The 13,894-nt window shown below is 63.3% G+C and carries 17 protein-coding genes and 1 pseudogene; 3 read left to right on the top strand and 15 right to left on the bottom strand.

Annotated elements, in window-relative coordinates; genetic code table 11:
- Window positions 1-7: 7 nt before the first annotated feature.
- Window positions 8-181, top strand: a pseudogene (locus L0U80_RS21485) (aldo/keto reductase); the annotation flags it as partial.
- Between the two features lie 31 nt (window positions 182-212).
- On the opposite strand, the gene L0U80_RS21480 reads toward L0U80_RS21485, so the two are convergent.
- Complete coding sequence (locus tag L0U80_RS21480) at window positions 213-488, bottom strand: hypothetical protein (RefSeq protein ID WP_233869736.1); 276 nt, start codon at window positions 486-488, stop codon at window positions 213-215.
- A gap of 411 nt (window positions 489-899) precedes the next feature.
- Between L0U80_RS21480 and L0U80_RS21475 the strand changes: the two genes are divergently transcribed.
- On the top strand, window positions 900-1,688 hold the full coding sequence (locus tag L0U80_RS21475) for a hypothetical protein (protein WP_233869733.1): 789 nt from the start codon (window positions 900-902) through the stop codon (window positions 1,686-1,688).
- Between the two features lie 195 nt (window positions 1,689-1,883).
- Here L0U80_RS21475 and L0U80_RS21470 read toward each other — a convergent pair whose 3' ends face one another.
- The 9 genes from L0U80_RS21470 to L0U80_RS21430 all read right to left on the bottom strand — a co-directional run bounded on the left by L0U80_RS21470 (window position 1,884) and on the right by L0U80_RS21430 (window position 9,100).
- Entirely contained in the window at window positions 1,884-2,318 is a 435-nt protein-coding gene (locus tag L0U80_RS21470; protein WP_233869730.1) for a hypothetical protein, read from the bottom strand.
- Window positions 2,282-2,923, bottom strand: a complete 642-nt coding sequence (locus L0U80_RS21465; protein ID WP_233869727.1) for a glycoside hydrolase family 19 protein — start codon at window positions 2,921-2,923, stop codon at window positions 2,282-2,284. The genes L0U80_RS21470 and L0U80_RS21465 overlap by 37 nt, the downstream gene beginning before the upstream one ends.
- A gap of 62 nt (window positions 2,924-2,985) precedes the next feature.
- Window positions 2,986-4,410, bottom strand: coding sequence for a glycine-rich domain-containing protein (locus L0U80_RS21460; RefSeq protein ID WP_233869724.1), 1,425 nt, complete (start codon window positions 4,408-4,410; stop codon window positions 2,986-2,988).
- Window position 4,411: 1 nt separating this feature from the next.
- Complete coding sequence (locus tag L0U80_RS21455; RefSeq protein WP_233869721.1) at window positions 4,412-5,206, bottom strand: hypothetical protein; 795 nt, start codon at window positions 5,204-5,206, stop codon at window positions 4,412-4,414.
- Window positions 5,207-5,208: 2 nt separating this feature from the next.
- Complete coding sequence (locus tag L0U80_RS21450; RefSeq protein WP_233869718.1) at window positions 5,209-5,850, bottom strand: YmfQ family protein; 642 nt, start codon at window positions 5,848-5,850, stop codon at window positions 5,209-5,211.
- Window positions 5,851-5,855: 5 nt separating this feature from the next.
- Window positions 5,856-6,968, bottom strand: coding sequence for a baseplate J/gp47 family protein (locus L0U80_RS21445; protein WP_233869716.1), 1,113 nt, complete (start codon window positions 6,966-6,968; stop codon window positions 5,856-5,858).
- Between the two features lie 36 nt (window positions 6,969-7,004).
- Entirely contained in the window at window positions 7,005-7,436 is a 432-nt protein-coding gene (locus L0U80_RS21440; RefSeq protein ID WP_233869713.1) for a phage GP46 family protein, read from the bottom strand.
- Between the two features lie 2 nt (window positions 7,437-7,438).
- The gene (locus tag L0U80_RS21435) at window positions 7,439-8,026 is read right to left on the bottom strand and encodes a phage baseplate assembly protein V (protein ID WP_233869711.1); all 588 of its coding nucleotides are present in this window, start codon (window positions 8,024-8,026) and stop codon (window positions 7,439-7,441) included.
- A 12-nt stretch (window positions 8,027-8,038) separates the two neighbouring features.
- Window positions 8,039-9,100, bottom strand: a complete 1,062-nt coding sequence (locus tag L0U80_RS21430; RefSeq protein ID WP_233869708.1) for a phage baseplate assembly protein — start codon at window positions 9,098-9,100, stop codon at window positions 8,039-8,041.
- A gap of 214 nt (window positions 9,101-9,314) precedes the next feature.
- Between L0U80_RS21430 and L0U80_RS21425 the strand changes: the two genes are divergently transcribed.
- On the top strand, window positions 9,315-9,647 hold the full coding sequence (locus L0U80_RS21425; RefSeq protein ID WP_233869705.1) for a hypothetical protein: 333 nt from the start codon (window positions 9,315-9,317) through the stop codon (window positions 9,645-9,647).
- 60 nt (window positions 9,648-9,707) lie between these two features.
- Here the strand turns inward: L0U80_RS21425 and L0U80_RS21420 are convergent, their stop codons facing one another.
- The 5 genes from L0U80_RS21420 to L0U80_RS21405 are packed head-to-tail and all read right to left on the bottom strand — an operon-like array spanning window position 9,708 to window position 13,891.
- Entirely contained in the window at window positions 9,708-11,039 is a 1,332-nt protein-coding gene (locus L0U80_RS21420; protein ID WP_233869702.1) for a DNA circularization protein, read from the bottom strand.
- Between the two features lie 3 nt (window positions 11,040-11,042).
- On the bottom strand, window positions 11,043-13,106 hold the full coding sequence (locus L0U80_RS21415) for a hypothetical protein (RefSeq protein ID WP_233869699.1): 2,064 nt from the start codon (window positions 13,104-13,106) through the stop codon (window positions 11,043-11,045).
- A gap of 3 nt (window positions 13,107-13,109) precedes the next feature.
- The gene (locus tag L0U80_RS31835; RefSeq protein ID WP_373322243.1) at window positions 13,110-13,223 is read right to left on the bottom strand and encodes a hypothetical protein; all 114 of its coding nucleotides are present in this window, start codon (window positions 13,221-13,223) and stop codon (window positions 13,110-13,112) included.
- Between the two features lie 32 nt (window positions 13,224-13,255).
- The gene (locus L0U80_RS21410; protein ID WP_233869696.1) at window positions 13,256-13,492 is read right to left on the bottom strand and encodes a phage tail assembly protein; all 237 of its coding nucleotides are present in this window, start codon (window positions 13,490-13,492) and stop codon (window positions 13,256-13,258) included.
- 24 nt (window positions 13,493-13,516) lie between these two features.
- Window positions 13,517-13,891 (bottom strand): phage tail tube protein, encoded by a 375-nt coding sequence (locus L0U80_RS21405; protein WP_233869693.1) that lies wholly within the window; start codon window positions 13,889-13,891, stop codon window positions 13,517-13,519.
- Between the last annotated feature and the right edge of the window lie 3 nt (window positions 13,892-13,894).

Genomic DNA, 13,894 nt, shown 5'->3' with positions numbered 1-13,894 from the left:
TTTTGACATGCGATACAACACCTTGGGCAACACCGGCCTGTTCGTTTCGGAACTTTGCCTTGGCACGATGACGTTCGGTGGCGGGGCCGGTATCTGGACCCACATCGGTGACGTTCAGCAGGCCGATGCCGAACGCCTCATCGGACGCGCGATCGACGCCGGTATTAATTTCATCGATACGACGAAAGACACTCTATATATATTGACGTGCGTCAAAGCTTTCGCACCAATGCGCGCGGCGTCACGGGGCCCTGGCGGCTGGACAGCAGTCCGCCGAGCAGCAGGCAGAAGGCAAGGGTGATGGTCGGTTCACCCGGCCAGATGGCGGTGTAATGGAGCCAGATCAGGCCCGTCAGGTTCCAGAGCGTGCCCGCGAGGACCAGCCCGAACACGATACGCCAGAACAGCGGCTGGCCGCGCAGGACGATCATCCACGCGGCGGCGAGCGCGAGCGCGACATGCAGCGCGGCATAGACGGCGATCATCATTTGGGGGTATCCGTATTCGTCGGTTAATTTGGACACGAAAGTGGCGAGATACAAGTGGTCACTGGGATGTACCGAACGGCCACAAACGGCCGAGGCTGTGTAAAAACGCACGCCGAACGCCCAAGTCGAAAAACTCGACCTCTCAAATCGCGCTGTGTTGGCTTGGCGGCCACCCGGAAGGGGTAAAGCGATACCCAAAAACCAAGCGATTGCGCGTTTTCACACAGCCTCGGCCAGGTGCGGACATTTCCAACAACGCCCCGAAGCAGACTCTCGTGCGAGTCGCCAGTATGACGTTCGCAACGCAACTATTGCTTTGGCGTCGGGTCTTGGGTAAGGACGACGTCGTCCGGTATGTTGAGTGCATTGCGAGATGGATTAAAGACAAAAATTAAGCGTTGAAGGACTACCATGATCGTATTTGAAATAGCTACCCCAGGTACTTGGCTCGACTACGAAGATAGGAACTGGGCATCGCGAATTGAGGAGCAGCTTCGATCTCTTGAATCGCAATTTTTCGTAGCCAATACGGCGTTAAACCTGTTTATCGGCACACAGTCGATTCGCCCGTCGTTTGCAGATCGTGAAAACTGGGAGCGCGATTCGCAGCGTCGGTCTGAAATTCGTCGCGCCATTGAGCAAGAGCATGCTGGCATTCACCCTTGGGAAAATTTTGACGAAATTTACTTTGAAACCGAAGTGCGCTTCAAACGAGAAAAGTGGGCAGCCGGAAGTGTGCCACGCGCGTTCGAACATAACTTACCTTTCATCTATGCCCGTGCATTTTTGTATGCACTTGATGCTTTCGATAAATTCCTCGGCGTTCTTGCGAAAGAAGAAAACGTCCCCCGGGAAGTGGCAACTCATCATGCGAAGATCGCAGATGCTTTCCCTCATCTTCGCGGTGTTCGCAACACAGCTCAACACCTTGAAGATCGTGCCCGAGGTTTGGGCGCAGGCCGGAACCCTCAACCCCTTGAGCTTAAGCCAATTGAAAACGGGTTCTTCAATGCGCCAGGGGGCGGGGTTCTTGTACTGAACTGTCTTATCGGCTCAAAGTATGGTTCTACAATGTCAGACGGTCATTATGGGGAGATCGATGTAGCACCTGAGTCAATGCTGCGTTTAAGGGAAATTCTGGAAGCAGTCTTGTCGTCATTTAAATGGCGTGGACCAAAACGACACGCTCCAAATTTGTGATGCAACCCCTGTGCTTAAGAGCTCTACCCGCGGCTTCGCGACCTTACGGGTTCCGTAAGCTCCAGGTCGAAGGTCCGCTTTCCCAAATTCCCTCGGACCGTTCGGGGTCGAAATGCGTTCGCTGTGAGAGAGGGGGGCGTACCCGACTGTTGCGGTACAGCAGAGAGTGCCGAAATCAAGTCGATCTGGAGGATCTCATTTTTCAGGCTCCCTGTGATGGCTGGACGATTCGTCCGGTGTGCTGTGCTCATCGCGCTCCGTGCGACTGTCGAAGCGATCCGCGAACCGGTCAGCCATCCGGTCGGCCACGCTGTCGCCGCGCCGCTGTACCAGATGGATCATGACTTCCGCAATGAGGGGGCCGACTGCGCCCACCGCGAACGCGACGGCCCGCTGCATTTCGACGGTATCAGTGGACAGCCAGTGCAGGTCAATGGCGGGCGCGACGAACAGCGCCATGCAGGCGCCCGTGATGAGATGGACGACTTTCGTAAGCGTTCCGCGCGGTGCGACCACCACGACGCGCACGAGCGCGCCCGAGATACCCGCCGCAAAGATCCACAGGGGCTCATGATAAAGCGCGGGTACGTCCATCATGCAATCGCGAAAGCGGTTTTCGCGGCGGCCCAATATGTTTCACGCTTCGCCTGCTGGTCCATTGCCGGGCCATTGATGATGCGCGTTACCTGAGCAAAATCGCCCTTGTCAGCCGCCGCGTTGCAGCCATGCGCGGACCAGAACCACGCGGCCGAGCGCGCGGCCAGCACGTCATCGGTTGCGAGCAGATCGGGATTTGCCAGCAGGTCCACGCCGAGCGCGCGCCCGCACGCGGCGTAGTTGTCGTGAAACGTGATCTGTTTCAGACCGCGCCCGCGATAGCGCCAGCCATCGCCACTATTAACGTCCCCGTTGCCGTAACGGTTCGCATACGCGAGGTTCGCAATCTGCCGTTGCCGTTCGACGGGAACCGTCGTTTCGTTCGGATGCCTGCCGAGCGTCGCACGCATCGAGGCGGGCACGCGTGAGAAAATCGCCAGCGCGTCGGGCCGGTAGTTAAACGATTCGGTCAGTTGCGTGAGCCCGCCGGATTCGTGCCGGATCTGTGCGAGGAATGCAGCGCGACGCGCGGGCGTGTTGATACTGAATTCGTTCATCGCGGCCGATACAGGCGCGTACCAGCGTTCGGTTATCGAGTCGGAAAGCGACAACGCTTTCTGGAAAGTGGTCCTGTCCATGTCGAGCGTCCATAAAAAAGGCCGCCCAGATGGGCGGCCCATAGAAACCGGAACAGCAGAAACTAGCTGCCAGCGGTGTATTCACGGACAATCAGCAGACCGTCGCCACCCAGCCCGCAGCTGTCCCCCAGGCCGCCACCACCACCCGCACCACGCCCCGTTGCGTTCGATTGGGCTGTCGTGCCGCTTGCACCGTAAACGGTCGCCATCCCGCCGAAACCAAACATCGAATTCCCCCCCGGCGTGGTGCTGGGCGCGTTGATGGCGACGATCGGCAACGAACCCTGTCCGTTGATGATGGTGCCGCCGCCAACCGCACTTCCACCGGGCGAGCCGAGCCGTATTGCGGCGGTACTTCCGCCACTTCCACCCGTTCCGCCCGTTGCATTGGCCGTGCTGCCGAACGAGCTTGTCCCGCCGACCTGTCCAGTATTGCCACTCGCCGGTATCTGTCCGCCACCACCGACCGTAATCGCAGCAGTCGCGGGCAGGAGACTGGCGGCACGACGAAACCGCACGTACCCCCCAGCACCACCGCCAGTTGCAGAACCTGCGTTCGCGGCGCGCGACAGTCCGCCCGATGCACCACCGGCCTGTATCTGCACTTCAACGGTCACGGGGTTGTGATCCGCCTTGACCCATTGCGGGTTGGCAATCGAGTGGGTACCCGTGCCGGGGTCCCCGATTCCGATTGCCGATCCGCGCGGGGTTGTCGCAATGGAAAACGTCGCACTGCCCGGCAGCGCGTTGACGACGTAATACGTCAGTCCCGCCGTGATGTTTGCGGGCAACGTGCCAGTGCTGGAGAACGTGACCGGCGAATCGGTGAGCGGTACGCCGAGTGAGCATGCGACTGCGGTATTGCCGCTGCCTGCGAACGTTACCGTCTGGGCGACGACCGAATAGACCGTTTCCGCCAGCAGGGTCGAGGCAATGACGGGCGTCCCGGAGAGGTCCGCATAACTGCCGCTGGTGGCGACAGCGGCAAGCCCGGGCGCGCCGGCGAGGTCGTCATATGCGCCGCTGGTGGCAACGGCGGCGAAGTCCGGACGGTTGAGAATCCGGGCGAGGCCCGACGTGGCGTTCCAGTCCGCATTGATCTGCGCGGCTGGAATCGCGGGCCTGCCCGTCAGGTCGTCATAGCTGCCGCTGGTGGCGACGGAGGCGAGCGCAGGACGCCCATCCAGGTCGTCATACTGCCCGCTGCGCGCGACCGTGGCGAGTTCCGCCAGTATGTCCCGCGTGGTCTGTGTGAACCGGCTGGCGAGAGCGGTCGCGAGCTGGTCGATCCGGGTGTAGTCAGGCGTACCGCCGAGCGCAAGAATCGCGTTGCGCAGTTCTTCCGAAACGGCGTGGTACCACCATGCGCCCGGTACTGTGCCATTGATGCCCGCTGCAGGATTCCCGTTTGCGGGATAGCCGCCGGGGTTGCCCGACGGCACGGCGGGGACATCGGGCGCGGCGCCCGATTGCCAGTAACGGTCCATGTCAGGCCACCCGCACGACAAGGGAAAACGTATCACTGCCGCTGGAAAATTCCCCGCACCCCATCCATGTTCCAGCGAGCGTCGGTCCGCCTGGACGGACTGATGGATTGCTGACGGTATTCCCGGCCCCCACGTTCGATCCCACAATGATGAAATTGCCGAGGCCGCCGAGCGTGAGCGGTTGCAGGTTGTTCGGTGTCCACGCGTTGCCGGTTACGTTGTTAATTTCGCTTTGCAGGTTCGCAACATACGCCTGAAGTTCCGCCTCAAAAACGAAATGACCTTCGCTGGTCTGGTCCACCGTGGCGCCAAGACCGCTCCCGTCCCAGCCGATATAGACCTTGTTCGTGCCCTGGCCGATGCCGCCGCCCTGCTGCACCGGGGTAAAGCCCAGCGGTGCCTGGATGGCGGGTTTGTTGAGGATCGCTGCGACGCCCGACGAAGCGTTCCAGTCCGGATTGACCTGCGCTGCCGGAATGGCGGGCGTGTTCGAAAGATCGTCATAGCTACCCGAGTAGGCGACTGCCGCAAGCGGGTCCGTCACGTCGCCGATGGCCGATGCAATCGCCGTAATCAGCCCGTTCGCGAGCTGGTCCACCTGGGTTAAATCCGGCACGCCGCCGAGCTTCACGATCGCGTTGCGGATTTCCTCGGTAATCTGGTGATACCACCATGCGCCCGGAGTGGATGGCGCAACCGCTGCGGGCAGGTTCCCGTCCGTGGGATACGTGCCCTGTGAGGACGTTGGCGCGGCTGGCGGGTCTTGCGCGCCATTCGCTTCCCAGTAGTGATCCATGGTCAGGGTCCGATATCGGTTATGGGGTTGTAGCAGAAGCACACGACCGTATGGGCAGGTGCGTAGCGACGCAGCAGGCATTCAAGCGCTTTCCCGTTCGGTGTCGAGATGTAGGACGAAAGCGGATCGTCAACGGGGTCGCTGACTTCGTGCCAGTGCGGCGGTGGTGCGCCGGTCACGTTGACGAGCCATGTGTAAGGCCAGTCCATCCCATAGACCGGCACCGTGACATCGCGGGTGACGGTATGGGCGAAATACTCGGTGATGGTGATCGTGTAGCCGAGCGAGGCCGCGAGCGCGATGAAATACGCAACCGTCTGGCCGCCCGTGCTGATGAGCTTGGCGACGGTCTGCTGGCGGTTTTCGTCGTCGCTCGCGAACGGCCCGAAACACGGATCCGGCAGGCCGAGCGTCGCATCCCACTCGGGTAAAAGCTGGTCGGCGCTCGCGGGGAATCCCGCCGCGATCAGCGTCAGCGCGGCACTGTCGATGCCTTCGGCCGTCACGCCGAGCGCGTCGAGCACGGCCGCCTGCGTGCCGTCATCGTCGCGTGTCCACACGCGCCCACGCGGCAACAGCTTGCGCAGCACTCCGGCGTATTCTGCCGCCGTGTTGCGTGCGGGAATCACGACCGGGGCCGGCATGCGCGCTAACTCCACGTCACCGCGCCGAGCACCGGTAATGCACCGGCCGGCAGCGGGATATCACCGGTCGGCGACACGATCAGGAAATCATTGACGCCCGGCACGGCGGATATCGCCGACCACAGGTGCGCGAGGATCACGTCGCCGCCTGGTTGTCCATCGGCCGCGAGTTGCGCTGCGAGCGCCGCCTTGACGGCGTCCTGGTATTGCAGATCAACGCCGCGAATGCTGATATCGAGCGGCGACGAATCGGGCGAGACCACATACACCAGCGCTGTTACGGGCCGCAGCGGCCAGATTGCATCTGCCACCGTGAGCTGGTCGCCGCTCGCAGTCGGCCCGCGCGCCTCACCGGCCGCGCATCCATCCACGCCCTGCGGAAACCCGTCATACGCGGCATTTGCGGCGTCGAGCATGATATAGACGATGACCGTCCCCGGCCCGTAACCACAGCCCACGCACCAGGCGCGCGTGACTCCGGATACGGTAAGCGCCCATTCGACGTAATCTGCCTGATCGCCGCCTTGCGGCGGATTCTGGTACGCGTAGATGACGCGTTCGCGGTAGTCGTCAGCATCCTCGATATCCGCGCCGCCCGTGAAGGCCGTTGCGGCGGTACCCGTCGAGTCGAGTCCGGCGATGGCGTTTGACAGCGTGAACTGCGTACCCGCCGCACAGTCGCCGTTTGCACCGGTCAGGCCCTGCGGGTCTGCGTTCGCGGTGGCCGTGACGGTCACGGTGCTGCCTGCCACTTCCGCCGTGCTGGTTGCGGTGTACGCGAGCGCGTCGCTGCGCGTCAACGCGGTACCCACCGTAATAACGGTGCCATCGCTGCCGGTAAAGACAATCGAGCCGGATGCCTGCGCACACGGCTTGCGCGTGACGCCTTTCAGTGCGCCCCACGCCTCGAGATATTCGCCGGTCGCGGTAAAGGGCGTTGCCTGGAGTGCGATCCAGTCGAGATAGCCATAGAGCATGCAGGCGAGGCCCGCGTCGATATCGGCGATGACGCGCAGGTTCGCAAAGCGCAGCAGCGCATCGGCCCCCGGCAGTTCCGCAGTCAACTGCTGCGCGCTTGCGTTGCGAAGCTGCGTGAGCGTCGGACGCGAGAACGGCATGGCAGGGAAACAGCAGCGGCGTGCGAGTAGACGCGTTCAGCGGGTCCAGACCTGCGGAAAAGCCATCGCGACGCGCGAGCCGTCTACGCGGTTGGCGATGATGGTCAGGTCCAGGCGGTCTGGATTGATCCACACGGCGCTGATATCGAAGGTGGCGACCACGCCGTCATCCATGAGCCATTGCAGGGCTTCGGCGGCGTAGTCCTGCGCGCGCTGCGGTAGGTCGAGCGGGCCTTTAACACGGTTGAGCAGCCACAGGCGCGAGCCGATGGGATAGCGCGGATCATCGCCCCACCAGCCGCGCCGGTCGCCGTCCGGTACCGGATCGGTGGGCAGTGCGAGCCGGTCAGTGAATAGCGAAATCAGCACGGCAGTTTGAAGGTCATCGCCCGAGCGTAGCGACGGGCCGTCCATCTGCCAGTCACCGCGCATGTCTGCGATGTTCCAGACGGTGGTGATATCGGGCATGGCTACTGCGGCTGGTTCGGTACGTTGCTGGTAATCGTTGCCTGCCCGCCCTGAACCTCATGTACATCATGGTCGTGCGTGTCGTATACCTGGCGGCTCGCCGCCATGCTGCGCGAATTCGTCTGCACGTTGTCCGTGATATCGCCTCGGGCGCGGATCGAGCCATCGCACTCGATATCACCCGTGCAATGCACCAGCGGCGAATCCTCCGTAATTTCAGGGGTGTTCGTGATGGTCACGGGCAACCCGCCGCCGTTCACGACAATCCCCGACGCGCTCAGATACACCGACTGTCCCTTATCGTCGCTGATGGCTACTTCGCCACCGGCGAGATTGCGCATGCGGTACTGCTGGCTGCCGCACGCGATGACCACGCCATTTGAGCGGTTGCCACCGAGAAACACCGCAACGGCGTCGCTGCCCGCAGGCGGGTTCGACTGGAAGCCGTATTCCGCGACGCGCGGCGTGGTGTCCCGTGTTTCGTTCTGCGAGAGCTGCACCTGAACGCGCTGCGCCGCGCCGCTGTCATCCACGCGCCAGATACGTCCGCGCCCGAGCGAGCGCACGAGACTCCAGAACAGCGATTCCATTTCGTACCGGGATTAACCTGTCGTGAGCGCGGCGGTGGCGTCCTGCGGCAGCGGCAGATAGAGGACGGGTTCAGGCTGGAACGCCTGGGGTGGCATCAGCGTGAGGTCGCACGCGGTCCCGCTGCTGTCGCGCCGGCAGGTCACTTCGCCAATCGTGAACTTCTGGCCGTCGATGAGTTTCAGTTGCGGCATCGAGAGCGCAGCGAGTGTGTTCGGCGTGTAGAGCGTACCCGCCGCGTCGCGCCACGACGAAGCGGTGACGGTCACGACATTGCCACGTCCGGTGCGGCGGTTGCATTCCCATTGCGCGTGCTGGTTCGAGACCGTTGCGCCCGCATCGTTTGTTTCTGCAATGAATGCCCTGGGCCGGTAGCGCGGCACGCACGGATCAGTGACGGTGTATTCCGATAATGGCTGGATACCGGTGTCGAGCAGGAGCGCCGTACCGACCAGATAGACGCGGTATTCGCTGAAACGCTGGGAGAGGTCGCGTGTGTAGCCCGCGCGCTCGCAGTTCACACCGAGTGTGAAGCCTCCCGCTGCCTCGTCGGTAGAGAGCGGCCCGATTACGAGGTCGCCGTCCGCGTCCTCGTAGCACAGCAGTTGCGAAATCTTGCATACACGGTCGATCACCGCATAGGGCGTGTCGCCCACATTGAGGATGTACTGCGGGATGACGAGACCCGGTGCGAGCGCCTTGACCGCAATGCCAAACGGCTTCGCCAGCGCGGCCGCGATATCGGCGGCGGTGGCATTGACGAACTGGAAGCCGTCGTACTGCGCCGCGCAGTCCACGAGGTCTTCGCACTTGCCACGGCCCGCGATGGACAGGGCGTGACTGTGCGCGTCTATCTGGTCGATGACGCGATCCACATAGCCTGTGATTACGGTATCGCCGCCGATGGCGAGTGTGCAGGGGTCGCCCGCGCTGACCGTTACATCGGCAACACCCGGGTAACGTTCCGCCATGCCGATATCGAAATCGGCCGGTATGCGCTCCATGCCGCGTGTCACGCGCACGGTCGTCCAGCCCGCCACGGTCGAACCGTTAACGGTCAGCGATACATCGTCCATTTGTCATGGCCTGCGTAACGGTTTGTTGCGCACCCTGCGAGGGTCAAGGATTGTCATGCGGGGGGAGCAAGGGTCAACGTCTGTCGTATGCAGACGTTAAACGGGTGTACGCATTTTTCTTGCGTGCAATCGCTGACAATACAGAGGTGAAAATATGCAACGTCTGACAGTCGCTTTCCTTTTCGCCGGGTTAGGTGCGATCACATCTATTCCCGTGCATGCAGCCGAGTTTGGTGTCAATCAGGCAAACCAGGCTGAAATGCAGCGTGGCGCGGATGCCGTGCGTGGACGCGGGGCGGAAATGCGTAATTCGGAAGCCGTGCGCGGGCGCGAGACGGAAATGCGTAATTCGGATGCCGTGCGCGGGCGCGAGGCGGGAATACGTAAATCGGAAGCCATCCGCGAACGCGGTGCGGAAATGCGTTCTCACACCGAGGGAGATATTCAACGCGGCAACGCGGCACGGGAACGCGCAGGCGCGGTATCCGGCCAGTTACAGGGTGGGCAGACTGGCGATTTCGGCACCGGGATTCCCTCGCGGCGCTAGGCGCATCGTGTGATGCAAACAGTGCGCGGCGTCTGGAAGGGCCGCGCATTTTTTTTGTGGCTATGCCACGGGCACACTGAACGACGCTGGCGCGAAACACGGATTGATCGGGTCGATCTGTTCAAGCAGCCCACCATAACGCGACACGTCCTGATAGAGCCGGTACGCGAGCACGAGCAGCGGCATCGACTGCGCGTTCGTGATGCCCAGCATCGTCGCGAGCGTCGCGCCGCGCGTGGTCAGATCCTGAATGACGGCGGTTTCGAGCGCCACCAGCGCGCGGAACGTCGCGTCGTCGCACGCATCCGCTGCCGACACGATTTCGGTATCCAGCGCGTCGCACACGGTCGAGCGCAGCGTCTGGGCGTCGTCATACGAGGCGAGCGCATAACTGGCCGTACTGCTGGCGAGTGCAATCACCGCGCTACGCCGGTAAAGCGCGACGCTGACCGTGTTCGCGGCGGTGAGCGCCGCATTGGCGCGCGTCCGCGCCACGGTATCCTGCTGCAGTCCGAGCAGCGACTGCACGGCCTGATGCGGGTCCGGATTCGCACCCTGCACCGCTGCAACGAGCGTCCGCGCGGCAACGCTCATGCCGGCCGGATCGGCAACACTGGCCGCAGCGACAAGCGCCGCGCCGTCCTGCTGCGCGGACTCACGCGCCTGCGCGGCCTGCCCCGAAAGCTGCGCGAGCGTGGTTGAAGGGTTCCTCACGCTCGCGGTGTACTGGCCCACATAGCGCCCGTAGTTGCCCGAGAGCGTTGCGACCATCGACACGAGGTTCGTTGCGCGCTGTGTGATGGCCTGCGCGTCGTCGGCGAATGCCTGCGCGGTGCGCTCCAGTTCGCCGACTAGCGGCGGTGTCGTCAGCAGGGCGGATAGCTGGCTGGCGAAGTCCTGCGCAGCGGCGGCGAACGCGGCCACGGCGGATAGCCCGGTCTGTGCCAGCGTGGCAACCGAAAGCGAAGGGAACTGCTGCTGGCCCGCCGCGATGAACGTAAAGCGCAGTTCGAACGCGCGCCCGTGTTCGGTGCTCTCCTCACATTCGAAATCGAGCAGCGAGACCGTGAGCCGCCCGAGCGACGGATGCACGAGTTCGCCGTCGCCCGTATCCGGTGTCTCGCACGCGGCGATCATGGCCGCGCGCTGCGCGATGACATCGCCGCCGCCACTGCTGCCAAGATACGCAGCATCCTGCACCAGAAAGCCGGTCAGCGAGATACGCCGTCCCGCACGGCCCAGGTCCTCCACCCACACATCATCGCGGAACGGGTATTCGTGAACCGCGACGCGGCGGCCCACCTTTGTTGTGCCGCCCCGTGTCGCGAACGGCACGCCGCGCCATGACGCGCCTTGGAGTGCGCTGAAATACGCGGCGGGGAGCGTACTCATTGCCTATGCCCATTCGGGCTGCAACGGTGTCGAGATTTTCAGGCCCGTGGGCGTCTGCGTGCGGATGCTCGTGCGCCCGTCGCGTGCCACGTTGACCTGGTTACTGACGTTGACCACGGGCGCGGGCACTGTGACGGCCTGCGCAGGCGGCACATTCAGCGGCGGCAGCGGCGTGCCACGATAGCCGGATTCCTGAATCGCCATGGCGGCCTGCACGCTTGCATACTGACTTTCCGGAAGAGGCGCGTTCGGGTTGATACCGGTACGCTTCGCGATGGACGCAACGTAGGCTGCCGTCCTGTTTTCGGTGGCGGGAGCGTAGCGCGAAACGATACCAGCAATCGTGTTGATGCCGCGGCTCCGGTAGCCCTTTATCAGCGCCATCATGGCAGCGGTGCCCTGCTGCATGGACGCAAAGATGGCAAACCGGCCGTCCGAACCCGTCGCGCCCATGCGTCGTGCGAATGCGCCGTATTCGATGTTGCCGGGGTTGTTGTTGCGGATGCCGCGCGAAACCCGCTGCGCACCACCTGCGGACGAACCGGGCGCGGCTGCGTACGGTGCGGTGCCTGCCGCGTCCGCTGGCTGAAGGCCTGCGCCGTGCCCTTGACCTGCCGCTGCCGCCGCTGCTTCGGCTGCACGGATGCGCGCTAACTGCTCTTCCTCACTCTTGCCGCCGAGTTCCTCGCTGTGAAAACCCAGGTAGGCGCCCACTGTCCACGGGTTTACAAAGCGCGCCACCGTGCCGAGCGCCCCCGCGAGCAGACCGCCCCCGGCGACTGTCTCCGCCGCGCCTGCGGCCCCGGCTGCGGCGGTGCCTGCGCCCGCCGCGCCTGCACCCGCTGCGGTCGCTCGCGCCCCTGCGACGGCTTCGGCTGCGGTGGTGGCTGCCGTGCCCGCGCTGCCCAGTGTCGTCATCAGCCCACCCAGGCGCGTGACGAGACCCGCGATACTGAGGACGGCCGACGCCAGGGAAGAGACGAAGCCGCCTGCCATGTAGAGCGCAACTACGGTTGCGACGGTCTTGAAGCCGCCCAGGTGGTGGATGACCTTAAGCAGCCACACGATCAGGTTTGAAATCGCTTCGGCGGCGTCGCCGATGTCGGAGAGAAACGCATCCCAGTCCACCCCTTCGAAAAGCCGTTCGAATGCACGGGCGATCCGCTCGACCAGCGCGGCAATCCGCTGTGAAATGAGTTCGCGGTTCGTTGCAATCCAGTTCGCGAAATGCTCAATCATGGGACCGAGCACGGGCGCGAGCCGGTCGGCAATCGACGCCCTGAGTCCTTCGAGCGACAGTCCCATGCTGCTGAGCGCGTGCGTGAAATCGAGCGCGTGTCGGGCCATGTCGGGCGTGAAGTCGCCACGCAGGCGTCGCGCCTCCACTTCGTACTTCTGTAACGCTGCGCGTCCCTGCACGAGCACCGGCAATAACTGTTCGACGCCGAGCGACCGGGCGAGATTGCGCGCGGCAGCCGGATCGCGTGTCTGGATGCGCTGGAACACGTCCGCGAGGTCGCCCATCGCGGCCTGCGTATCAATCGCGCCGCTGCGTGTCGTCCTGAGCCGGATGCCGAGCGCCTGCAGGGCGGCAAAGGCGCCCTGGTCGCGGCCCCAGCGGGCATTCTGTAACGTGTCCTGCAACGACTGGAAACCCGCCGTCATTGAGTCCGACGAGACACCCATGAGCGTTGCCGCGCCGCGCATCTGCGTGAGCTGGTTCGCCGTGATGCCGAGCATGCGTGAGGTGCGTTCGGTCTGCGCGCCGATACGCTCCCACTGCGTGACCATCTCCGAGAGACCGGCAATCGTGCCACCGCCGACGATGGCCAGCAGCGGCGCACCGATCTTCGTCACGCTGCGCAGGACCTTGTCGGCCTCCTTCGCGACGTTGCCCAGATTCCGGCCGACTGCTGCAAAACCTGACGCTTCGGAAAACCGCTTCGCGCTCTTCGCGAGATTCGCATAGGGCCGCGTCATCTTCCCCATGTTGCGGTTCACGCGCTCGATGGTGGCGGTGGCCCGGTCTACCGCCGATATCGTGAAGCTGATGGCTTGGGCGGCCATGCCTTACCCGTTGTGCAGGTTGCGTGCGATCCGCTGCGCCTGGGCGTGCCACGCGGCCAGTTCTGTCCAGGTCAGCGCGCCCGCGTCGCGCGGTCCCCAATGGTAAAACCAGGTCACGTCCGCAATGACATCGGGCAGATTCGGCGGGACTACTCGAAAAAAGCGGACAGGTATTTATTGCACGCGTTGAAATCCCGCGCGCCCATTTTCCCTACGGTCGCGACTTCGATATGCGCCATGGTGGCAATCAGGTTTTTCGTGGCACGCACCGCGCCGAACTTCTGGGCTTCTTCCGCGACTCTGGCGATTTCATCGACAGTCGGCTCGCGCAGGGTGATTTCGCTGATGCCGTCAACCGGTGCAAGCAGCTTGATGGTTTCTTCCATGATGGGCTCTCCGTCATTGCTCGCTTATTGCTCAGTGACCGAGCCGCTGAATCCTTCCCACTTGACCTCAAATGTGGCGTCCGGCGTCTTGACCTCCTGCGCCTGGACGGTCCACATGTTGCGGCCCACCACCGTCTTGCCGTTCGCGAGTTCACACGTCACCGTGTTATTGGTCATGGCGTTGAAATCCGCGACGGTGAGCGTGCCCGCGTCGCGGAACGAACCGGAAATAAATGGCGCGCGGGGCTTCTCGGAATAGCCATGCACGCGGTCCTGCCCGATCAGCGATTCGCGCTCGACCGTGCCGGGTGAATACGAGAGTTCGCCCGCCAGCATGTAGCTCTGTCCGTCCACGCTGATATAGGCGATGCCCGCAAGCCGGTTGGTGTCGTTGGCCATGTC

It is taken from the genome of Paraburkholderia adhaesiva, assembly GCF_021390575.1.
GTDB classification, from domain to species: domain Bacteria; phylum Pseudomonadota; class Gammaproteobacteria; order Burkholderiales; family Burkholderiaceae; genus Paraburkholderia; species Paraburkholderia adhaesiva.
The sequence above is the reverse complement of the archived record's forward strand: the minus strand, read 5'-3'. Positions and strand labels throughout refer to the sequence as shown.

Excerpts from the sequence above, each read along its gene's own strand:
- L0U80_RS21480 (WP_233869736.1), bottom strand. The coding sequence starts at position 488 with ATGATGATCGCCGTCTATGCCGCGCTGCATGTCGCGCTCGCGCTCGCC.
- L0U80_RS21475 (WP_233869733.1), top strand. The coding sequence starts at position 900 with ATGATCGTATTTGAAATAGCTACCCCAGGTACTTGGCTCGACTACGAA.
- L0U80_RS21465 (WP_233869727.1), bottom strand. The coding sequence starts at position 2,923 with ATGGACAGGACCACTTTCCAGAAAGCGTTGTCGCTTTCCGACTCGATA.
- L0U80_RS21460 (WP_233869724.1), bottom strand. The coding sequence starts at position 4,410 with ATGGACCGTTACTGGCAATCGGGCGCCGCGCCCGATGTCCCCGCCGTG.
- L0U80_RS21455 (WP_233869721.1), bottom strand. The coding sequence starts at position 5,206 with ATGGATCACTACTGGGAAGCGAATGGCGCGCAAGACCCGCCAGCCGCG.
- L0U80_RS21450 (WP_233869718.1), bottom strand. The coding sequence starts at position 5,850 with ATGCCGGCCCCGGTCGTGATTCCCGCACGCAACACGGCGGCAGAATAC.
- L0U80_RS21445 (WP_233869716.1), bottom strand. The coding sequence starts at position 6,968 with ATGCCGTTCTCGCGTCCGACGCTCACGCAGCTTCGCAACGCAAGCGCG.
- L0U80_RS21440 (WP_233869713.1), bottom strand. The coding sequence starts at position 7,436 with ATGCCCGATATCACCACCGTCTGGAACATCGCAGACATGCGCGGTGAC.
- L0U80_RS21435 (WP_233869711.1), bottom strand. The coding sequence starts at position 8,026 with ATGGAATCGCTGTTCTGGAGTCTCGTGCGCTCGCTCGGGCGCGGACGT.
- L0U80_RS21430 (WP_233869708.1), bottom strand. The coding sequence starts at position 9,100 with ATGGACGATGTATCGCTGACCGTTAACGGTTCGACCGTGGCGGGCTGG.
- L0U80_RS21420 (WP_233869702.1), bottom strand. The coding sequence starts at position 11,039 with ATGAGTACGCTCCCCGCCGCGTATTTCAGCGCACTCCAAGGCGCGTCA.
- L0U80_RS21415 (WP_233869699.1), bottom strand. The coding sequence starts at position 13,106 with ATGGCCGCCCAAGCCATCAGCTTCACGATATCGGCGGTAGACCGGGCC.
- L0U80_RS21410 (WP_233869696.1), bottom strand. The coding sequence starts at position 13,492 with ATGGAAGAAACCATCAAGCTGCTTGCACCGGTTGACGGCATCAGCGAA.
- L0U80_RS21405 (WP_233869693.1), bottom strand. The coding sequence starts at position 13,891 with ATGGCCAACGACACCAACCGGCTTGCGGGCATCGCCTATATCAGCGTG.